Below are 21,057 nucleotides of genomic sequence, written 5' to 3' on the forward strand. Positions count from 1 at the left end.
ATGCTTGCTGTCCGTTGTACACTTAAACTTGCGTGCCGCTTTCGGCGTTAAATCCTGACGCTTCATGCTGGCTGCAATGGTTTTCACATTATGGCTATTACCGTTCTCAGCGAGTTCTTTCTGGATAGGCCTTGAACCATCTCGCCCCTTACTGTTGTCAAAAGCATCTTTAACCTTTGCATCAAACTCTTGGCGAGTTGCTTCGCGTTGAATACCCTTGTGGCGATGCTTAATCCAATAATAAAACCCACTTCGAGAAACCTTGAATACCTTAACCATGCGGACAACACTGAAGCACAGCAGGTGTTCAAGCATGAATTCATAGCAATCTACTTTAGATTTTTCGCGAAGTAGGTGGCGGTCTTTTTACGATATCTAGCTCTTCTGCTTGTTCTGCTAACTGCCTTTTGAGCTTGGCTACTTCAGCGGCTAGCTCTTGCTCTCGCTGACTGGTCGTGGTGTCTTTCTTTACAGCCTTACGCCAACCGTAGATCTGAGATTCATGCAAGGAGAGCTGTCTTACTGCCGCAGCCACTCCCACTTTCTCTGCTAGCTTCAGGGCTTCGGCTTTAAATTCAGGAGAATGGATAATACGTTTCTTTTTGTTTGTCATGGTTCACCTCGTTAGTGATTGTACTCACTTAACTCGGTGTCCAAAACTGGTGGTGCGGATCACTGTTCAAATTGCTTTGCTTTATTTAACCCGCATAGGAGAGCTTGATTGACTCGGCAACGCGCGGTTTTGAGTCGAGAGAGTTTATTGGGGACGGTCTAAAGTAATAGTAACCTTGAGTTAATGAGTGGCTTGTCTTTAACATATTATGATGTTCGATGTACTCAGCACCCTCGAAGATCAATCCGTGTAAGCAGAAAGGGGCTAAGAAGTACTCTAGTGCTTGTATAGACTCTTGGTCGGCGTGTTTTAGAAAGCTTTTGTCAATCTTGATACGATCCCAAAGTATTTTGCCAAGTGACATGTTAGCCAGCTTGTTGTTACGGTGATAGTCATCCAGCCAAATCTCGATATTGTTCGCTTGTAACACTGATAAGTTTTCGCGTATTTCTTTTGATTCGGTATAACAATCAAGCTCGCTTATCTCAAGAGCAAACTTAGCACCATTGAAGCTTAAAAGCTCACGGACAAAATCTTCGTCAGCTAAGCAAGAGAGTTTAATATTAAAAGAGTGTAGTTGGTGAGGGTATTTTTCAAGAGAAAATCGAATTTGTTGTAAAGCGAGAGTTTGAATAAACGTGTTGTCTATAATGGAAAAGAATACGTCGTTGTTTATGTTGCTTTGAGCAAAAGTGCTTATCTTAGACAAAGTTTCGTAATATTGAATCTCTTGGCTTCTAGGACAGAGGATAGGTTGTACTAACGTTTTTATGTCAAAGTCAGTCAATTTGAAGCTAGGTAGGTAAGGCATATTCCTTTTCATATTATCCACTTTATCAGTTTACTATTACTATGTTTGACTCACACTTAAACATCGTTTCATATTCTATATCTAAAGTTATTACGTCAGGAAATTAAGAATTATAATACCTTTATAAATAATATTTAATGTTCATTAAGCACCATCGAGAAAACAGGTGCCTAATGAACGATGATAGAAATTTATTTCGCAACAACAGACAGTTCTACGTCGAATTCTTCACGACCACTGATGCTGAAATAGTATTGTCCCATTTTGCTCGACCCGTCTTCATTTTTTGGGATTGAAATCGTTTCGTTACTGCCATGGGTGTAGTTCGACCATTCGTACTCGAAGTAGTGGCATACTTTGTCGTAACAAGCGTATAGATCGGCATCACCAGTGCCGGAGATAGACACTTCTAGTTGATTATAACTTTCTGAAACATCGACAAAGAAGAGCGTTTCAGAGAACTTTTTACCGTTTACTTGGATGCTGGTATTGAGTTCGATTTTCTTTGGCTTCTCTTTCGGTTTTGGTTGAGAAATATCCGAATCGTCAATGTCTTTCGTCACCTCATCCAGCCACGAATGAAACTCAGTATTGTAAGCAGGCCCTAATCGTTCAAGCAGTTTTACCCACTCTTTGTATTGGCCGGTACGCGAGTAACCTAACAGTTCAGTAACGTCTTCAGGATGCTTCTCTATCATGAAGCGCACAGCTAAGTAGCCCCAGCGGTACACACGGTTTAAACCGTCGCTGTAATTCGTACTGAACACGTCTGCTAGTGTGTGCGTCTTTTCTTTGCCGAGTACTAGAGCAGCATTGTAGCCCTCTTTGTAGTACATGTATTCAGCAAAACCTTCCAACCACCACACGATACTGCCTTCGCGCATTGTGTCGTGGAAGTCACCGTATTGGTTGAATCGACCATCTAAATAATGCACATATTCGTGCTCTAAGTTTAGAATCGAAAAGTCGTCGTCCCATCCGTTTTGATAAGCGACGAATCGAGGTACATTTCCTTGTTTTGATGGGTCTCGCTCAAGGAACTGTCCGCCGTTGTCGGTTGTGTTATCAAAAAGGAAGCTGGAGTAGGTCGAGTAGTCACTTTTGGTTTTAAAAACAATAACATCGACACTATCGCTATGATCATCAGCGACAGGCTGATATCCGGTGTTAAAAGTTTGGTGGAAGTCATCTTCTTTGAGGTTTAATGTTTCGCAGCTTGTAATTGCTTGAGCTTCTGTCATCTCTTGAGCAAGAATTCGCGCGGGTCCGCGACAATCATAACTGAATGTCATTATTCGCTGTTTTAATACGGATTTTGAGTTACTTAGCCCTAGCTGCTCAAGATAATCTGATGCATAAGCGTCAACCATTTCGGCGATGCCAACCCAAATTCTGTCTGACTTACCGCCTAGCGGGTAGCGCTTTAACAAAGAATCTAAAGTGTCGACAACGACTTTTTTTGTCTCTGCATCTTCAGTTTTTACCAGCCTAGCGAGCTCTCGTGCGGCATTGCCAAGTAGTTGTTCAGAATCCGTGCCTATCGCCCATTCGTTGTTGGTAATAAAACTACTCAAACGATGGATATAACTTGAGTCAGATTCAATCACATCGTAAAACGCTTTGGTTTGTGAGTGTCCAGCCATAGCGACAAAGATATTGTTGATGGCTTTACGGTAGTAATAGCTGTCGCTTTTATCCGCTGAAAAGCTATCAAGAATCGCGAAAACATCGGGTGCGGCGATGGCGAGTTGTCGAATACTATCAACAACAATCAACATGGATGCGAGCGCTTCTTGCTGTTCGCGACCGTCAGTTAGAGCGTATGGCGAGCGCAAAAATTGTTGAATGGTATTGGCAATATCTGCGCTTAATTCGGATGAGAAAGGTTGTAACTTTTTGGCAAAGGTATCGTGTCGGTTTTTGTAAGCTGCCTTAATGAACTCACCTAAATAGTATATTTGCTGAGCTTGCTCTTTTGTTCCTTTATAAGCTTCAATTGCCTTTTTTAATCCGCCAGTAATTCGACTCACGCTCATGGTACTGAAGACGACGTCTGCTTGCTCTAACGATGGAGAAAACCACGTTCTCATACATTCGTAGTCACTGTTTGCGACTCTTGATTCGATATTGACTCGGTCAACCGTAAAATCTTCAACAGTACATTTTCCTTTGTGTGGGAAAAGCTCAGTTTCGTCATCTACCACGGTGTCATCGTCAGTGGTATCGTCGTCTTTCGTGGAATCATCATCGACGGTACTGTCATCATCTGTATCTGTATCGTCATCCACAGTTGAATCTACGTCAGCGTTGTCATCGTTTTTGTCGCCAGAATCTACGCCAGCGACGGGAACAGTCTTGACTCCACCGGAAGAATCATCACCACCACATCCAGTTAAAACACCAAGCATGGATAATAGAAGACATGCAGTTTTAATATTTTTCATAGAATTAGTATTGTATTTGAAATGGGCGTCAAATATATATTTTTACTGATGCATAGTTAAATAATAGAATTTAATGGCTAGATAAAAATGTATTATGCTCAACACGCCTATTTTTATGTGATATTGAACAAATAACTATTATTTATAAATTCAGTAGAAATGTTAATTGGGAAGGAAAAATTGATTTTGATATACATAACGCTTGGTTTTTATTTTAGTCGACGGGTATATGAAAAAAATATATTTTCCAATCATCAGCACTTTGATGGTTTCCTTTGCTCATGCCAATACGCTGCCTGCGCCAACTTGGCATCAATTTCAGTTAAATGATGGTTCAAAGAAAGAATTAAAACTTTATGGCGATCAAGAATCTTTCTGGTATCAAGATAGAGAAGGCATTATTTATGTCTACGATGAAGAGACAGGGTGGTTTTATGGTAATCATGAAATTGTTGATGGGCGTTTTGTCGTCACTTCTCTTGGGGTTGAAGCCAAATTAGAAATGTCACAAGCAGTGAGAGAGTTGTTAAAAGAGCGCGTCACCCCGACGTCTTCTTTATTGCATTCTGAGCACGTTTATCCAATGAATGAGCCATATCTTGAGCAAACTCCCATTCGAGCACTAAACGCAACAAATGAGCCCACGCACCAACCTTTGCTCGTTGTTCAGGTGAGCTTTAACAACCAAGATTTTGTGAATGACTTCACCAATGTGATTTTTGGTGATAATCAGCAAAGTGTAAAAGACTACTTCAGTAAGAATAGTTACGGACGTTACATCGTAGAGCCTGCGAAAGAAACGGAAGGTACGGCGAACGATGGTGTCATCGACCTTACGTTGGATATCGCTCATCCGAATTGCCACTCAAAAAATGATGCGACTTGTGACAGTAAGTTAAATGAGGCTTTTAAAGCCGCTTACGACAAGTTAGACCGTTATGTGGACTTGTCTACTTACGATTTGAATAACGACGACAAAATCACACCTGACGAATTGTCTGTGATGTTTGTATTTGCGGGGTATGACAAATCTGCCGGTTCGGTAAATACGCCGTACATTTGGCCTCATCGTTATAGTCATAATGCGATTGAGATCGATGGAAAGACCATTCGAGATTACTGCTTGTTTGCTGACTTCCAAGGTGACCATCAATCTACGATGGGCGTGATTGCCCATGAACTTGGACACTTGATGCTTGGTCTACCTGATTTGTACTCCTACAAACATTCCGGCTCTGTTGGCCAATGGGGATTAATGGGTGGCGGAAGCTGGGCAAGTAAACAAGGTGATACATATGCAGGGGAAACGCCGGTCAATATGTTGGCATGGAGTAAGGAAGCTGCTGGTTTCATCAAGCCGAAAGTGATTGAAGCGTCGGGTTCTAGCACGATCGAGACTCGTCAAGGCGAGGGTGTGGTGTATCTCGATCCGTACTTGAAACAGCAAGGTCCAAGAGCTTACTTCGAGAACAGAAGAAAAACGGAATATGACCGTGCGTTGTCAGGTGAAGGTCTTTTGATCACGGCCGTAAGTATCGACAACCGTTTTAATGACACAGGGCCAATGCAAGTTCAGGTATTCCAAGCGGACGGTCTGGATGAACTACAAACTCGTGGCTGGTCAGATCAAGGTGATGTGTTCCCGGGTTCAAGCAATGTGGTAACTATTTCGGATGATACAACTCCTTCTTTGAAACTCATCACCGGTGGCCGGGAAACCAATATCTCGATTAATGACATCGCCAGTACAGATCAAAGCGGCACGTTACGAGCGTCTATTCCGTCATCGACGAATAAATCGGCTTGGATAACGTCACTTTCAAGAACGTACGTGTATGAAGACAGCCGCAACAATACGATAGGGTTTGGGTTAGAAAACAACGACGGTTACCAATCTTTGGTTGGTTTCTACTTATTTGCTAAGCCAATCCTACCAAACTCTGAGATGCGTTATCGCATGTTTAAATATGACCTGACTACAAACCGTTGGGGGAATGCTTCTATTAATGTTGACACTCAAGTTGAAGTGTCATCGGGGGTGATTCCTACGTTTGGTGGTCGAGTTATGTTTGCATCGCCATTTGATATCGATGAAGGTGAGCAGTTGTTGGTCATTGAGCTAGAAAACGCTAAGCCAGAATACAGCTATTCATTCTTGGACGCTTATTTGTCTAACGGAGAGAAAAAGAAGCAGTTCTATGGAAATGCCAGTTCGTACAAGACGAGCGGATTAAGCGAAGGGCGTGGCCGTAACTATCCTTTTGCTGCTTTGTTAGAAAAACCTCAGGCGAAACCTAGTATTACGGTTGAAACGGATTCCGTCACCGTATTAAGCGGTGAAAGTATTACGATTGATGTACTGGCGAATGACCACTCATCGGATGCGAATAGCACATTGAAGCTAGATAAGATTACATCAAAGCCTTCGATTGGTAGCGCTGAAATCTCAGGACAAAAAATCCACTATTCTGTTCCTGTTTCGGACATTCCAGAACAACGAGCAGTAATGAAGTATCAAGTGTCTGACGATTTTGGGACGACAGCAGAAGGTGAGGTGGTCATCACGATCAATTCTCCAGTAATCACCGCCAATAGTCTTCAATACAAAGCGCTAGAAGATACGCCACTGGAACTTAACTTACATCAGCAACAAGGACTAGAGAAAGGGGACACCATCGTCATTAAAAAGCCGCCGATGCACGGCAAGATTGATGGGAATACCTACCAAAGTAAGGAAAACTACTTTGGTAATGACCAGTTTGAGTTTTCTATTGTGAAAGAAAACGGACGTGAATCTAATACAGCTATGGCTGTAATTACGGTCGAAGCGGTTAATGATGAGCCGATCTTCGCTGTTGAAGCGAGTCGTAAAGAAGGCCTATCAAACGAAAAAGTCACACTATCTGTACTTGGCTTAAAAGACGTTGATTCAACGGATCACTCATTCAAATGGCGTCAAGTTTCTGGGACTAAAGCTCAGTTTGCCACCACGGATACGGCAAGTGTAGAAGTGACGTTACCAAAAGTGAGTGAGAAAAGTGAAAAGCTGACGTTTGAAGTGACGGTAAACGACAACGATGGTGCAATTATTACTAAGAGCGTTGTTATGGTCGTTAAGCAAGAAGTCGTTGTGGAAAATGATCCTGGCAAGAGTGAAGAAGGCGGCTCTATGGGGCTGTGGGTCACTCTATGTATGATGCTGATTAGCCTAAGAACAAAGGTTAATAATTTGTATAGATTCGTAATAAGAAATGATATTTGGTAGAAAGATATTATAATTCATCGTCTTATATTCGCAGGATGAATGAAGATTGAAGGAAACCAATAAGAAAAACCTCCGTGTCGTAGCGCTTGCTCCGACAGGGAGGTATTTTGCATCAATAATAAGCTCATTAGAGATCTTGGAAACAGCAGCTGAATTTGCAGAGTTCCAAGGTTTCATGACACACGTCGTTACGCCAAACAATCGGCCGTTAATTGGTCGAGGGGGGATCAGCGTTCAACCCACCGCACAATGGCAATCATTTGATTTTACAAACATATTAATCATTGGCTCAATTGGCGATCCTTTAGAATCGTTAGATAATATCGATCCTGCATTGTTCGATTGGATCAGAGAGTTACACCTAAAAGGCAGCAAAATAGTTGCAATTGACACTGGTATTTTTGTCGTCGCGAAAGCCGGTCTTTTGCAGCAAAACAAAGCTGTAATGCATTCTTACTTCGCCCACCTCTTTGGCGAACTGTTCCCTGAGATAATGCTCATGACTGAGCAGAAAGCACTCATTGACGGAAACGTCTATCTTTCGTCTGGACCTTACTCTCACTCAAGTGTGATGCTGGAAATAGTAGAAGAGTATTTTGGAAAGCACACTCGAAACCTTGGTAACCAGTTTTTAAGTACAATAGAGAGCAGTGGAAACTCTCATTCATACTGTGATGTTTTCCGTTACATGCAACACAGAGATGAGCTGATTCTAAAAATCCAAAAATGGATTCTCACCACGGATCTAGACATCGTATCTATCAGTGATTTAGCGAATGAAGCTTGCTTATCAGAACGGCAGTTAAAACGCCGATTTAAAGAGGCAACATCCATCAGTCCGCTAAAGTTTATTCAGTTAGGGCGTTTATCTTTTGCAAAAGAACTGTTGAGGTCAACAAAGTTGTCAATAGATGAAGTTGCAAGTCGATCTGGTTATGTTGATACACAGTTTTTCAGGCAGATATTCAAACGAGAAAATGATTGTTCTCCGCTTGAATATCGCAAAAGAAACCAAATTAAAGCTTAATGATAAGCAGATCTCATGGCCAGAATCATGAGATATGCAACATTATTAATTGAATAGTCGCATTTACATTCGTTTTAAATCCATATTATGGTTCGAACGAAAATGGCAAACGTTTGCTATTTTCGTTCGAGTATAAATGAGTTAGTCTTGAATTGATTTTTAATAACGGTAACTTATACTTATATATACGTATTCTTATAATTACTTAATTTCTATTAATAATATTGTCGTTCATATAATGTATACTGTTTGTTATGAAATAAAACAATATAAATATTATTAAGTAATTACTTAAAATTAAAGGGGGATTTAGACCTTATAAAGGGGGTGATTAAGACACAATATTATAAAGTTATCTTTTTTTAATTAATTATTTCGCAACATGAAATAATAGTTAAAACAGATATTTACAATGTTTTTTATCTTGTCGGATCAGTGGCAAACTCAATGGGTAAGCAATTGGTTTCTTATACAACTGTTTAATGCTTAGACGTAAAATAAGACACTGAGTTATAGAGGGGAGCTATTTATTAACTGGCTTCATCTGTAGCTTTATGGATTTATAAAAATTATAACTATCGGAAAATTATTGGGTCTTGGTGTTATTTAAATGAAAGCTAATAAACGTACCATCGATGTAAAGTACTTGCGCACTTTTTCACATGTTGCAAGGCATAGAAGTTTTACTGCGGCAGCAGAAAGTCTATATTTAACCCAACCAGCCGTTTCACAACATATTAAAAAACTTGAATGTACTATAGGGGCTGAAGTCTTCGATCGAAAAGATGGATTCAATCTGACTAAACATGGCCAAATATTGCTTAGTTATACAGACAGAACAATGTCTTTATATGACCAATTATTTGACGAATTGGCTCAAGTAGATATGTTTGATCGGTACTCTATTGCGATATCTGATTCATTTGCCCCTGAATTGGTCGCGAAGGTAATTAGCTCTTTTAGAGTGTATAACGACGTCGAGTTGGCTATTACAAGTTATAGCGACATGAACTGTGTTGATAAAGATAACCACGATTTAGTCTTCGCTATTGGTGACACCACTTCCGTGGAAGGTCGCGTTTTCCCCCTAAATAGAGAGCAATACATTTTAGCTTGCGACTGTGCCGTCAAACCTGAGGAGTGCTACCCTGAGCGAATCGTCTTTTGTAATACTTTGACTAGGCGAGATGCCGAGGTATTGCTCGATTCTTCTGGAGTGGATATTTCTAAGGTAAAACATTGGCTTACCACTTCTTCCTCTCGATTGATGATCAATGAACTGCAAGCGGCAAATACTTTTGTTATCTGTCCAAGTTGGACATTAGGTGATTACAAGTGTAGCCAATATCCGTTATCCAAGTATATCGAGATGTACGTATGGTGTAATGACTCTGCTGCGAAGAAAATTGACCAAGAACGTTTGAGAAGTTTGATTACCGAAACATTCCGACTTACTTCTAAAGGCGTGGTTGGTAGACCACCTACGGGTCGCTTGCTAACCAGTTGTGAAGTGATGTAGAGAAACGCCATGGCTATTGAATAAATAGACATGGCGTTTGTTTTAATAATGATTAAATTAATGACATGTAGAAGAAAAAGAACCCACTTATACCAATTGGTATTGTGTAAGGGATACCATTCTCAAAAGGTGTTTTTTTTCGATAAACAGACATTAACCACATAACCAATATTTGAATCCCACCCAGTAATCCTATCGCTACTATTGCCGCTAACATATATTCATCGTTCACTCCTAAGAAAAGTGCGCCAATGAGTTTTACATCTCCGCCGCCTACAATGTTTATCAACCAAAGTATAAAAAAACAAATAAAAACAGAGGAACTCACTGCGAGCTGAGTTAGTGGTTCTGGAGTAAAGAACAAACTAAGTAGAGAAGTAATAAAGATAATAAGAAGAAATCGATGTTTCACAATCCTATATCGAATGTCATCATAAAATATGAGCAAGACATTAACCAGGCAAGTTAGCCATAAAGCAAAATTTATATAATTCATTTTACTATTTTAAATGTGTTACTTCTAAATTCAAATCATTTTGGATAATAAAAAATTATGTAATGGATTTCATTGCTTTTATAACAACATCTTATATGTAAATAAAAAAGCTTAATTGGTGTGATTGTTTCTGTTGATGTAAATTTTCTTCGTTCACGAAATGAGTGATTAATTCAAGGGAAATAGAGGTAAACATGCTTTTAAATATCAATTCTAAACTTCGTAATATCCGCAACAAATTTAAGTCTGACAAACGTGGTGTCACTGCTGTGGAATACGCAATCATCGCTGTAGCAATGTCTTCGATTATTCTATTTGTATTCAAAGATGGCACTTTGAAAACAACGTTAAATGATGCAATGGGTAAGATCTCTACGTCGATGGATAGTGCTAATTCAGCCGGTGGCAGTGGTAGTAAAGGCGGTACTGCCAACGGTAAACAAGGATAAGTTAACCCGTTATAAATTTAGAGAGAGGGGAAACCCTCTCTTTTAAGGTTTTTATTCTATGAGTAGAGCATTAATTTTTGTATTTGTTGCCATCACTATGTTTTTGGCCTTTTTTTACGTCAGTGATTTCTTTGACCAGCCAGAGCCTGTGGCCGTCGTGGAAAATGAAGTGTTTGTACAAGTCGCATTTGTTAATCGAACTGTGAACAAAGCTGATCCCGTCAATATTGATGCAATTGATATTCGAGAGTTTTCAGAGTCAGAAGCAAAACAGCATTCTTATACCCCTTATACGAGTATCAAGATTGAATCTGGCGCTCTATGGGCAAAAGATGTCACCGAAGGAACTCAACTAACGTCAAACTTGGTTTCTAACCCAGGCGAAAAAGATTATATGTATCTTTCGCTTAAAAAAGATCAGGTCCCTTATTACTACCTTTCTCAAGGCAGTAGCATTGTTGAGGCGTTACCAATACAACCTGGCGACCGCGTCAGCTTTGTCGCTACAACCTCATCTCAATCGAATTTATTAGAAAGCGGTTATTCCGATATCGATAGCTTAACAAGCAACGTCATTATTGATGGCGCATTAGTTTTACAGGCGATGAATGTGTCTGAAGATGATGATTCGTCAAACGAAGACTATGGCTTGATCATCGCGTTGACCGTTAAACAAGTACTTAAGCTTGAAATGGCACAAAAGATCGGAGCTATTACGTTGGTTCCTGCAAAGATGGTTCATAAATACTTATCTGTGAAAAGTAGCGATTTAATTGAGCATCGATTTGGCGTTCGACAGCTGAGAGGGAATTAAGGGTGTTCAATAAAAATATACTATTAGTCACATTAGGAGTGGCGCTATTACTCCCAGCTTCAGTCTCCGCAGGGGAGCTATTGAGCTTAGATAAAGGCGCAGCAAAAACCATTAACGTAAAACGTAACATCGACACAGTATTTGTCGCAGACACTCAAATTGCGGATTACAAGGTAATCGCAAATGGGAAGCTCGTGATTTACGGTATCGGTCGTGGTGCAACGTCGATCATTGCTTATGACCGAGCCGGAAACGAAATTTATAACGCAGAAGTGGTAGTCAACAAGAGTCTAAGACTTTTAAAGCAAACCATTATTGCGAGATATCCAGATGAAGACATTAAGCTGACCAATATTGGTGAGCAAATAGTCATTGATGGTGTTGTTAGCAGCGAAGAGATCAAAGACAAAGTTTACCGCCATGTTGGCGAGATGCTGAAAAAGAGTAAGCAAAGAAATACTTTTGAGCTGTCTGGCGCAAATGGAGAATCCGTTGATCCGCTTGACTATACAGCTACTTACGTTTTCGAAGATATCATCAACAACCTAAAAGTGCTCACTACCGATCAAATCAATGTGAAGTTGACGGTTGCAGAGGTTTCGAGCTCATTCTTAACAGAACTCGGCGTGTCATACGCAGAGACGAATGGTAAGTCGATTGGCGGTGCTGGTCAGTTCGTCAACAAAATTCTGGACTTTACGGCAGAAGATATCGTTGCGGTGATCTCGGCGAGTGGCAACGACAGTATCGGCCAAGTGCTGGCTGAGCCAAACTTGTCGGTAATTTCTGGCGAATCGGCGAGCTTTCTTGTCGGTGGTGAAATCCCAATTACCGTCCGAGACAACGATGGTATTTCCGTAACTTATAAAGAATACGGGGTAAAGCTGTCTATGGTTGCTAAGGTGACAGATTCAGAAAACATCCGCCTGTCACTGCTACCAGAAGTGAGCTCGATTGATAAAACCAATGGTGTGAACTCTGGTTTAGTTAGCGTCCCTTCGCTACGAACTCGAAAAGCTCAGACAACGGTTCAACTGAAAGACGGCCAAAGCTTCGTGTTAGCTGGTCTTTTAACGTCTGAAGAGCAGGAGTCATTGGCAAAAATTCCTTATCTAGGCGACATCCCAATTCTTGGTGCGTTATTCAGTAAGACCAATACCGAAAGAAGAAAGACGGAGTTGATCATCGTCGCAACAGTTAATCTTGTTGACCCTGTCAAAGAAACCGACATCAAGCTGCCGAAGTTTGAGCGAACGAGTGACCTTGAGCGCTTGCTGAAGCTCGATCTTTCGAAAGTTGATGACGAAGAATTGGAAAATACGATAAAGGCGGGAGGCTTTAACTAATGAAGGCAAACCTATTATTGGTCGTTTCCGTTTTGCTGACCGGTTGCTCGGTATCGGTAACCCCAAATAAAACGACGGTAGACACCATTGTGGAAACCTTTGAGTTTCGAGTCACCAACAAAGACGTGGCAATGGATAAGTCGGTTAACTTTGTTAATCAAATCAATAGCCAATACCCAAAGTCTACGTTTGCAATCAATTACGACACCGAAGAGAGTCAATTTGTTGATGGTTTTGTAAAAGAAATCAAAGCCAAAGGCGTAAATAAACTGCGATACACACTGAACGCAAACAGTGAGGGCAAAGGTGTAAAAATCGTCGCGAAGTATCACAAGATTCAAGAACAAGCCTGTGGTGCTGTTTCATTCAATACTCTTAAAAATCATCCATTTGGATGCAGCTTGGAATACAACAGACGTTTGAGTATGACGAATCCTGTCGTGGAGTAAAAAATGGATTTAGATAACCTATTCAAAACGACTTCATCGAGTAAAGACAAAAAGAATAACACCATTGATCTGGTTGTTTCAGATGATATGGCTTTTCTGCAAGCGATCGATGAGCTCTATGCGATCGAAGGTTTTGCTTCACCTCTTAAAGTAGATGATATCGATGATGAGAGTTGGCACAAAACAAGCGCAGAAATAAAGCATGTCGTTCTTGATTTGCGAGATTGTGGCGAGCTTGTTTCGGAAGTGGCGGAAATATCTTCAAGATTAGATGTGAGCATCTCTCTGATTGTGTTGAGCAACACGGACTCAATCTTGATGCGTGACAAAGTGCTGTCGTTAGGTGCGAACTACATTCTTTGGGATCCGGAACTTGATGGCTTGTTGGGCGCATTAAAAGAGTCTGGTAAAGACACATTTTCGCCAACGGTGAAGAAAAAGTCGCGAATCGCTAAAAGAGTCTTGATGCTTGGTAGTAAAGGCGGTGTTGGCGTGTCAACCATCAGTGCTTTTTTATCCCATAGCTTGAGCCAGCAAGCGAGCTTAAAAACGTTGCTTGTTGAACACGATACGCTGGCATTAAATTCGGATATTTTCTTGGGTTTAAAAGGACTAAAGGCGCAACAAAATAGTATCGATTTAAACCAATCTGAGCTCGATGCCGCAATTGCTGGGAGTTATGTACACCCGATCAAAGACAAGCTTGATTTCCTTGCCCTTGAAAAGAACATTGCATGCATAAGCGACCATGCAGACTCTCTATTTAGAATTTCTAATGAGCTGGTGGATCAGTACAACTTCATCATAGATTCATTGCCTTTAAATGCGATAAACGAACTGACTTCAGAAGACATTAATGAAAGATACAACCGCATTTTTGTTGTCTGTGAACCTTCTGTTGCCTCGTTGCGCGCTTATCACTCGATAAAGAAAAAATTAGGAAAGGCCGAGCATCGAATCATTTTTTCTATGACTCGATCGCAGAAGGATTACATGATGCCTCTCCAAGGCGCCAAAGAAAAAATTAAAGCGAAAGACACCATTGATTTCGTTTATGAAGCCAATTTGGAAAAGTTGATCATCCAACAGGGCATTCACAACACGGCGAAAATTAAGTTCACCCCAGCTATTGCAAATATGGTGAATTCGCTGACTGGTAAAAAAGTCAAAGTGCAGAAAAAGTTCGCGTGGTTTAAGAAATGAATCACCTAAAAGAAGTTTATATTGACATAAGAGACGAAATCTTTGACGCGCTTGATGCCGCTTCTTTAGTCGATGTCGAGCCATTAGAGCTTGAAAGCCAATTAAAAGATTCCGTCAATATTCTTATCGAGAAAAAGCAACTGCAAATCAGCAGTTTGAAGCGTTTAGATCTCGTCAAAGCACTACTGGATGAACTTAAAGGCTTAGGGCCGCTTCAAGCGTTGGTTGATAACGATGATATCTCGGACATTATGATCAATGGCCCGTCAGATATTTTCATCGAAATCAACGGCAAGGTAGAGAAGTCGCCAATCCAGTTCGTCAATGAAAAGCAGCTCAATACTATCGCCAAACGCATTGCATCCAATGTAGGGCGTCGAATTGATGAATCGAAACCGCTCTGTGATGCGCGTTTAGAAGATGGTAGTCGTGTAAACATCGTAATACCACCTCTTGCGATTGATGGTACTTCAATCTCAATTCGTAAGTTTAAAGAGCAAAAAATCAAGTTGGAAAACTTGGTTCAGTTTGGCGCGCTGTCCGTTGAAATGGCGAAGCTACTTTCCATTGCGAGTCACTGCAAGTGCAACATTCTTATTTCAGGTGGTACTGGTTCTGGTAAGACAACACTACTGAACGCTTTGTCAGGCTTTATCGGCAGTGGTGAACGTATTGTCACCATTGAAGATGCTGCCGAACTTCAATTGCAGCAGCCGCACATTGTGCGTTTGGAAACGCGCCAAGCAAGCGTCGAAGGTACTGGTGAAATTACCGCCCGAGATTTGGTGATTAACGCCCTTCGTATGCGACCAGACAGAATCATCGTCGGTGAGTGTCGTGGCGGTGAGGCATTTGAAATGCTTCAAGCGATGAATACCGGTCACGATGGATCTATGTCAACACTGCACGCGAACACCCCTCGTGATGCAATTGCGCGTGTCGAGAGTATGGTAATGATGGCTACAGCAAGCCTGCCGCTTGAGGCGATTCGTCGCACTATTGTGAGTGCGGTCGATCTGATCGTCCAAGTACGAAGACTGCATGATGGTAGTCGTAAAATATTGTTCATCAGTGAGATCGTTGGCCTCGAAGGGGACAGCGTGGTGATGGAAGATATTTTCCGCTTTGAGAACAATGGCGTAGGTGATGAAGGAAAAATCTCAGGTGAGTTCCGAACGCCAGGTCTTTCTAAACGCTCTGTGATTTATGAGAGAGCTAAGTTCTTCGGCTTAGATGGGGCACTTCAGGAGTTGTTCTCATGATGCTGATCGTCATTTCACTATGGGTTGCTGTCGCGTTATTCCTGTTTATTGGTCATGTGAAAAGACAAAAAGAGATCACATCTATCATTGAACAGTCCAATACATTCGAGGGTGTTACTGGCTCCCGAGCGGTTATCGACTCGGAGAGTTTTGATGTTAGCTATAAAAAGAAAGTAAAGGACAAATTTAAGCAGCTGAAAAAGCTGCTGAGCCCAAATGCGGGACTAAAACTGATCGGCTTTTTCGCTGCGTCTTCGATAGCTGTTTACTGCGTTAATGATTGGTTTTTTATGTTTGAGTACTGGAAAGTGCTGCTGGCGTTAGAACCAATATTATTTGTGATGTTTATCCTCAAATTAAGTGGTATCCAAGCGCAGCGATTCAAGGACAACTTTCCAGATGCACTAAACATATTGTCGGGTGCACTCTCCTCGGGACAAAGTATTGTCCATGCGTTCGAATACGTAGGAACTCAGCTTGATAATGAAGTTGGCGAAGAGTTCAAAAAAATGTCAGAACGACTTCTGATTGGTGAAGACCCAGACGATGTATTGGCACGAAGTGCAGCTTCGTTTCCTTACGTTGAGTACTTTTTCTTTGCCGCAACAATTCGAATCAACTTGAGTCGAGGTGGGCAGCTAAAAGACGTGATTAACCGCATCAACCGAATCATGTTTGAAGCGAGGGCAATCGAGAAAAAGAAAAATGCGTTGACGTCGGAAGCGCGTGCATCAGCAAAAATCATCGCGGCGTTGCCAGTTATCTTTATCATGATTTTGAAAGTGACCAGCCCGGAAAACTATAACTTCGTAATGTTTGAAGAAGGGGGAAAACCCATCTTTTATTACGTCTTGGTTAGTGAAGCTATTGGGTTCTTCTTTATCTACATGATATTAAGAGGAGTTAGGTAATGGTTGATATTAAGTTAATCTTCTTAGCGCTCGGTTTAATTATCTCGTTATCTGCCGCGTATTACTCGTTAAAGGTGTTTGATAAAACCAAAGCAAATATTTCAACAAAAAAGATTATTGATTCAACCCAAGAAAAAACGCCTTTTGTTGACAAATTATCGTTACATCTTTCTCGATTATCTTTTAATAAAGAAGAAACAAAAAATAATCTGGTTAGAGCAGGTATTCATAGCGAGTTTATTGCTCAAGCCTATTATCTATTGAAAATTATACCCTTGGTTTTTTGTTTGGCGTTTATTGGCTACTCCTACATTCAAGGAGAGATGGAGTTTTCATCCGCGTTTATTTCATTCTCGCTTTCTATGCTTGTTTGTTTGATCGCGCCGGATATGTATATCTCATCGCGAGGGAATGCAAACGTGAGACATGTAAGTAGTCGGCTGCCTTTCTTACTGGATTTGATGAACGTTTGTGTACACACGGGGATGACGTTAGAAGCGAGCTTGGATTACTTGTCGAACGAGCTAAAAACGGTCGATGAAAACCTTGCTTATGTCGTTAAGAAAACGTCAGAACGGGCCAAAATTGTTGGGTTAGACCGAGCTCTCACCGAGTTTTACGACTTAGTCCCAACGACGGAAGCACAAAGCTTCGTCATGACGCTTACTCAAAGCTTAAAGTACGGGTCATCCGTGGGTGCAGTGTTAGCCTCTCTTGCTTCTGACATTCGAGAAATAAACATGCTCGAACTGGAAGAAAAAATCGGCAAGATGGGGGCAAAGATGTCGATCCCAATGATCGCTTTTATCATGATTCCTATTGTTGTTCTAATCGCAGCGCCAGGGATAATGAGGATGCTAGGATAATGAATATAAAAAACTATTTCTCTCTTTTGGTGTTACTTTTTTTAAGTGGTTGTTCAACTATTAATCAAGAATTAGTAACAAAAGAAAAATTACTGACTAACTCTGGTCAAACTGAACAGCTTATTGAATTTTATAAAGCGAACTTGGTCGAAGTCCCGAGTTATAAGATAAAACTGATCAATTTATACTTGGATAATAAAGACCAAAAATCCGCTGAGTTATACATAAACACTCTAGAGAAAAAGGATCTTAAAGACCCAGATATTATTTATATCTTAGCTAAGCTCGAATATTTAAAATCCAATTACGATGCGAGTGAACGTTACTTAGAAGAGTATTTAGATAATGGCGGTCCAGAGGGTGATTACTACCTTCTAAAAGGCAAAATACTTGCGCGTAAAAAAGACTACGATGGTGCAATTTCTCACTTCAATGACAGTAAGAAGAATGGCGCATCAGACCGTGAGGCAAACAACAATATTGCAGTAGTGATGATGTTGCAAGGCAGACCAGAGCCCGCGATGGAGCTGCTCTATGGCTTGTTTGCTGCCAATCCAAATGATGAAAAGGTACGTTCAAATCTCCTTTTGGCGTCGACTCGGTCGAATCGTCCGGATGTGGCGTTGGAGGTTTTGAAACACGACAGTAGCGAGCAAGACGCACGAGTCAAACTGAAAAAGCTCATGAAGAGCGTTAAACCTCTGAATAAAAGAATAGATACAAAAGTTCCACCCAAACAGGTCGCGAAGTCAAAGGAAAAGAAAAATATGGAAATGGATACGAAATCTGTCGATTTGAAACCAAAGTACGTAGCGCGCTCAGTATTAGACCCGCAAAACTTACGTCCTAAAGCGCCGTCAATTTATCGAATTCAAGTATTAGCAACCTATAAAGTCATTCCGTCAGATTACCTAAATTATCTGAAAGGCAACTATGGCAAAGTGTATTCCTACACTCACGGCTTATGGAAGCGTTATTGCGTTGGTGAGTTTAGCGATATAGATGATGCAAAGAAGTTTCTTGAAAACATGAATATCAAAGGTGCTTTTGTCGTTGATTACACGAAGAAAAGGTACGTTGAATTATGATCAAGTTTCAAAAAGGAAGTTTGACGGTCGAAGTTGCGATGGGCTTACCCGTTTTGATCATGGTGCTGTTTACCTGGTTTGACTTGTCTGTACTTACGTACTCGATGGGGGTAACCGACCATGCGCTGACGACAGCAGTGATGAGTAGTAAAAAACAAGGTAGTTCTAGCAACTCGGAAAAAGTGGACTATCAAGATGTGGTCAAAACCAAACTAGAATCTAGCGGTGGTGCCTTATGGTCGAAGGTTGTCGACCATTCATCGGTATCGGCATCGGTCTATTACTTTAAAAATTTGTCTGATTTTGTGCAGTGTAACCGTAGCGGCCAAGCCTTAGATGATTGCCCTAATGTCAAAAAAGGCGATGCAGTGGCGAACTCAGTCAATATGCCGATAGCCATCTATCAATTGAGTTTCACTTATCACCCTTTGTTTAACTTTGTTATGCCAAGCATGAGCATTAATCGAGAGATGGTCGCAGTTCAAGAATATGAACGATGCACTTTCAAATTAGGTGAGGAGATCACTTGTGGTGGCTAAGTCGAAACAAACCGGAGCCTTTATCGTTGAACTCGCATTGGTATTACTCTTTTTTGGTTCAATCATTGCCATGCATATCAACTACACGATCGCAGTAAACAAGAAAGGGCAGTTGGATAGAGTGGTTTATTCCATCGTAAGCGTCATAAGCGAGCGTCGACAGTTGTTCGCCAACGAACTTAATATTTGTGGTGAGAACGGTAGACATTGTGAGGCACAAGTAAATAACGCGTTTTACATGGCGAAAGGCATGCTGAAACGTACGTTACCAGATTTTGATGCCAGCGAATTAGGCATGAGAATCACGGAGCTCTCGTTAGAAGAAAAGGACACTAAGCTCGTTACGTTTACCAACTTCAAAGGCAAAACAGAAGATTGTAATTTTCCAGATCTGAAGGAAATCACGGTGGCAGAAGCGAAGAAGCTATTACCACTGACGACACAGAACCGACGTCTTCCGCTTTATCACGTATCTCTATGCTACAAAACACCTTTCAATATCATCGGTGTAATGCGTGGTGAGCCGATCAAGGTTGTGACCAGTTCATACTCATTTGCAAGGATTTAATATGAAGGGCTTCACTAAGCAGAAAGGAGTGGCTGGAATCATATTTGTTTCGTTTCTCCCTATATTAATCATCACTTTCTCATTTTCTGTCGGTTACACACAACGTTTACTTGCGCACTCAAAAATCGAAGAAGCGGCGGAAGTAGCAAGTCTTGCTTTGATCGCAAGCCCTGGTAAAGACAATAAAGACGATCAGGACTATGCGCAGAGAATTGTTGATTTATACATTACTGACAACATCAGCGATATCGAGATCAGCGTATCCACTAAAAAGTGTGAATACAAAGATGGCTGTGTTCAACGGAATAATGAGCTATCACCATTTGCTGACTTCACCGTTGTCGCGACTGCGGAGCATGACTCGTGGATCTCACACAACGAAATTGGTGTAGAACCCAAGTTCAAGGTCTCTGGTGACTCGATTACGAGAAAATACCTACCTCAGCCCGTTGATATCTACTTCATATTGGATACCAGTCAATCGATGAGTAACCCATGGTATGGTGAAAGAAACAAGACTCAAATGCAGGTCGTAAAAGATACGATTACCAGAGTCGTTAAAGAGTTGGAGAACTTCAAAACCGGTCCGGATAAGAAAAGTCGAGTTGCGCTTTTAACTTATAACGCCTACAACGCAAAGTTCGATAAAGGCGCTGGTCGAGTGAAGTTATACGATTATGCAAGTGAGTTTTCTCACACTGAAGCGTCATTTGAAAGCATCGTCGATAAGATGTTTGATAAGTCTGTAGTAGAGCAAAAGCCGCACTATGCTAGTGATTATAATAAGTCGCAGGATATCCCTCTGACTGATAAATATCAGGAATTTATTGATATTCTAAACTCCCACAAAGTGATGCCAGCAAGAGGTGGTGGTACTCAATCATGGCTCGGTTTAATTGCTGCGGCGAAAGAAGCGGATAAAGTTAAAAAGGAAGATCGAAACCCAGAGCAAGTGTTTATTATTCTTTCTGATGGTGCAGATACAGATGTGCAATTTCCGATGGGACTGAATAGAAATAGATATTATAGAGATAAGTATGACGTCGTGACTAAATATTACGTAGACCAGTATGATGGGCGAACTTATTATTATCAGGTTTATGACAAATTCTTAAAGTCATTAGTGGGTGAGCATGGTTTGTGTGAAAGCCTTAAGAAAAGAATATCTAGTAAAGAAAATAAGTTTCAAAGTGAACATGCGAAGCTAGAGGGTGAAAAAACCAAGGTCACCATGGGCGTAATAGGTGTTAACTACAACGTACAAAAAGATGATGGTTTCGGTGAGTGCGTTGGTGAGAAAAACATTTATCATGCGAAAAGTGGTAAAGACGTTTACAAATATATATTAAATCTGATTAACGAAGAAACAGGACGATTAAAAGATTAA

Annotated in this window: 18 protein-coding genes and 1 pseudogene; 15 read left to right on the plus strand and 4 right to left on the minus strand. The window is 40.9% G+C overall.

What is annotated here, in order from left to right; genetic code table 11:
* The 3 genes and pseudogenes from UF05_RS25635 to UF05_RS07695 form a co-directional block, all read right to left on the minus strand.
* A pseudogene (locus tag UF05_RS25635) lies at positions 1-613 on the minus strand (IS3 family transposase); the annotation flags it as partial.
* An 85-nt stretch (positions 614-698) separates the two neighbouring features.
* Entirely contained in the window at positions 699-1,436 is a 738-nt protein-coding gene (locus UF05_RS07690) for an EAL domain-containing protein (protein WP_025633168.1), read from the minus strand.
* A gap of 179 nt (positions 1,437-1,615) precedes the next feature.
* Positions 1,616-3,832 (minus strand): M9 family metallopeptidase, encoded by a 2,217-nt coding sequence (locus UF05_RS07695; protein WP_045545985.1) that lies wholly within the window; start codon positions 3,830-3,832, stop codon positions 1,616-1,618.
* Positions 3,833-4,097: 265 nt separating this feature from the next.
* Between UF05_RS07695 and UF05_RS07700 the strand changes: the two genes are divergently transcribed.
* From UF05_RS07700 to UF05_RS07710, 3 genes are all read left to right on the plus strand, one after another.
* The gene (locus tag UF05_RS07700; protein ID WP_197065574.1) at positions 4,098-7,133 is read left to right on the plus strand and encodes a M6 family metalloprotease domain-containing protein; all 3,036 of its coding nucleotides are present in this window, start codon (positions 4,098-4,100) and stop codon (positions 7,131-7,133) included.
* A gap of 46 nt (positions 7,134-7,179) precedes the next feature.
* Entirely contained in the window at positions 7,180-8,160 is a 981-nt protein-coding gene (locus UF05_RS07705) for a GlxA family transcriptional regulator (protein WP_005498614.1), read from the plus strand.
* Positions 8,161-8,770: 610 nt separating this feature from the next.
* Positions 8,771-9,679, plus strand: a complete 909-nt coding sequence (locus UF05_RS07710; RefSeq protein WP_005454057.1) for a LysR family transcriptional regulator — start codon at positions 8,771-8,773, stop codon at positions 9,677-9,679.
* Positions 9,680-9,731: 52 nt separating this feature from the next.
* On the opposite strand, the gene UF05_RS07715 is transcribed toward UF05_RS07710, so the two are convergent.
* Positions 9,732-10,175: an A24 family peptidase gene (locus UF05_RS07715; protein WP_020842018.1), complete on the minus strand. Its 444-nt coding sequence runs from the start codon at positions 10,173-10,175 to the stop codon at positions 9,732-9,734.
* 194 nt (positions 10,176-10,369) lie between these two features.
* On the opposite strand from UF05_RS07715, the gene UF05_RS07720 reads away from it, so the two are divergent.
* Genes UF05_RS07720 through UF05_RS07775 form a run of 12 tightly spaced genes read left to right on the plus strand, consistent with a single transcriptional unit; the run spans position 10,370 to position 21,057 of the window.
* Positions 10,370-10,624, plus strand: coding sequence for a Flp family type IVb pilin (locus tag UF05_RS07720; RefSeq protein WP_045545987.1), 255 nt, complete (start codon positions 10,370-10,372; stop codon positions 10,622-10,624).
* A 58-nt stretch (positions 10,625-10,682) separates the two neighbouring features.
* A complete protein-coding gene (locus UF05_RS07725; protein WP_020842019.1) occupies positions 10,683-11,438 on the plus strand; it encodes a hypothetical protein in 756 nt (251 codons plus the stop codon).
* Between the two features lie 2 nt (positions 11,439-11,440).
* Positions 11,441-12,784, plus strand: a complete 1,344-nt coding sequence (locus tag UF05_RS07730) for a type II and III secretion system protein family protein (protein WP_005454128.1) — start codon at positions 11,441-11,443, stop codon at positions 12,782-12,784.
* Entirely contained in the window at positions 12,784-13,233 is a 450-nt protein-coding gene (locus UF05_RS07735; RefSeq protein WP_005454289.1) for a hypothetical protein, read from the plus strand. Before UF05_RS07730 ends, UF05_RS07735 begins: the two co-directional genes overlap by 1 nt.
* Before the next feature lie 3 nt (positions 13,234-13,236).
* The gene (locus UF05_RS07740; protein WP_005454059.1) at positions 13,237-14,436 is read left to right on the plus strand and encodes an AAA family ATPase; all 1,200 of its coding nucleotides are present in this window, start codon (positions 13,237-13,239) and stop codon (positions 14,434-14,436) included.
* The gene (locus tag UF05_RS07745; protein WP_005454188.1) at positions 14,433-15,698 is read left to right on the plus strand and encodes a CpaF family protein; all 1,266 of its coding nucleotides are present in this window, start codon (positions 14,433-14,435) and stop codon (positions 15,696-15,698) included. Before UF05_RS07740 ends, UF05_RS07745 begins: the two co-directional genes overlap by 4 nt.
* On the plus strand, positions 15,695-16,609 hold the full coding sequence (locus UF05_RS07750) for a type II secretion system F family protein (protein WP_015313136.1): 915 nt from the start codon (positions 15,695-15,697) through the stop codon (positions 16,607-16,609). The genes UF05_RS07745 and UF05_RS07750 overlap by 4 nt, the downstream gene beginning before the upstream one ends.
* Positions 16,609-17,475, plus strand: coding sequence for a type II secretion system F family protein (locus UF05_RS07755; protein WP_005481282.1), 867 nt, complete (start codon positions 16,609-16,611; stop codon positions 17,473-17,475). Before UF05_RS07750 ends, UF05_RS07755 begins: the two co-directional genes overlap by 1 nt.
* Complete coding sequence (locus UF05_RS07760; protein WP_025631318.1) at positions 17,475-18,563, plus strand: tetratricopeptide repeat protein; 1,089 nt, start codon at positions 17,475-17,477, stop codon at positions 18,561-18,563. The genes UF05_RS07755 and UF05_RS07760 overlap by 1 nt, the downstream gene beginning before the upstream one ends.
* Positions 18,560-19,102, plus strand: a complete 543-nt coding sequence (locus UF05_RS07765; RefSeq protein ID WP_005454147.1) for a TadE family protein — start codon at positions 18,560-18,562, stop codon at positions 19,100-19,102. The genes UF05_RS07760 and UF05_RS07765 overlap by 4 nt, the downstream gene beginning before the upstream one ends.
* Entirely contained in the window at positions 19,092-19,670 is a 579-nt protein-coding gene (tadF, locus tag UF05_RS07770) for a tight adherence pilus pseudopilin TadF (protein ID WP_005498630.1), read from the plus strand. The genes UF05_RS07765 and tadF overlap by 11 nt, the downstream gene beginning before the upstream one ends.
* Before the next feature lies 1 nt (position 19,671).
* The gene (locus UF05_RS07775; RefSeq protein ID WP_020842022.1) at positions 19,672-21,057 is read left to right on the plus strand and encodes a VWA domain-containing protein; all 1,386 of its coding nucleotides are present in this window, start codon (positions 19,672-19,674) and stop codon (positions 21,055-21,057) included.

The sequence above is a fragment of the Vibrio sp. S457-15 genome (assembly GCF_000960545.1).
In the GTDB taxonomy this organism is placed as follows: domain Bacteria; phylum Pseudomonadota; class Gammaproteobacteria; order Enterobacterales; family Vibrionaceae; genus Vibrio; species Vibrio parahaemolyticus.

What these genes read in the sequence shown, in the direction of transcription:
- UF05_RS07690 (WP_025633168.1), bottom strand. Translation starts at nt 1,436, where the DNA reads ATGAAAAGGAATATGCCTTACCTACCTAGCTTCAAATTGACTGACTTT.
- UF05_RS07695 (WP_045545985.1), bottom strand. Translation starts at nt 3,832, where the DNA reads ATGCTTGGTGTTTTAACTGGATGTGGTGGTGATGATTCTTCCGGTGGA.
- UF05_RS07700 (WP_197065574.1), top strand. Translation starts at nt 4,098, where the DNA reads ATGAAAAAAATATATTTTCCAATCATCAGCACTTTGATGGTTTCCTTT.
- UF05_RS07710 (WP_005454057.1), top strand. Translation starts at nt 8,771, where the DNA reads ATGAAAGCTAATAAACGTACCATCGATGTAAAGTACTTGCGCACTTTT.
- UF05_RS07715 (WP_020842018.1), bottom strand. Translation starts at nt 10,175, where the DNA reads ATGAATTATATAAATTTTGCTTTATGGCTAACTTGCCTGGTTAATGTC.
- UF05_RS07720 (WP_045545987.1), top strand. Translation starts at nt 10,370, where the DNA reads ATGCTTTTAAATATCAATTCTAAACTTCGTAATATCCGCAACAAATTT.
- UF05_RS07725 (WP_020842019.1), top strand. Translation starts at nt 10,683, where the DNA reads ATGAGTAGAGCATTAATTTTTGTATTTGTTGCCATCACTATGTTTTTG.
- UF05_RS07735 (WP_005454289.1), top strand. Translation starts at nt 12,784, where the DNA reads ATGAAGGCAAACCTATTATTGGTCGTTTCCGTTTTGCTGACCGGTTGC.
- UF05_RS07740 (WP_005454059.1), top strand. Translation starts at nt 13,237, where the DNA reads ATGGATTTAGATAACCTATTCAAAACGACTTCATCGAGTAAAGACAAA.
- UF05_RS07745 (WP_005454188.1), top strand. Translation starts at nt 14,433, where the DNA reads ATGAATCACCTAAAAGAAGTTTATATTGACATAAGAGACGAAATCTTT.
- UF05_RS07750 (WP_015313136.1), top strand. Translation starts at nt 15,695, where the DNA reads ATGATGCTGATCGTCATTTCACTATGGGTTGCTGTCGCGTTATTCCTG.
- UF05_RS07755 (WP_005481282.1), top strand. Translation starts at nt 16,609, where the DNA reads ATGGTTGATATTAAGTTAATCTTCTTAGCGCTCGGTTTAATTATCTCG.
- UF05_RS07760 (WP_025631318.1), top strand. Translation starts at nt 17,475, where the DNA reads ATGAATATAAAAAACTATTTCTCTCTTTTGGTGTTACTTTTTTTAAGT.
- UF05_RS07765 (WP_005454147.1), top strand. Translation starts at nt 18,560, where the DNA reads ATGATCAAGTTTCAAAAAGGAAGTTTGACGGTCGAAGTTGCGATGGGC.
- UF05_RS07775 (WP_020842022.1), top strand. Translation starts at nt 19,672, where the DNA reads ATGAAGGGCTTCACTAAGCAGAAAGGAGTGGCTGGAATCATATTTGTT.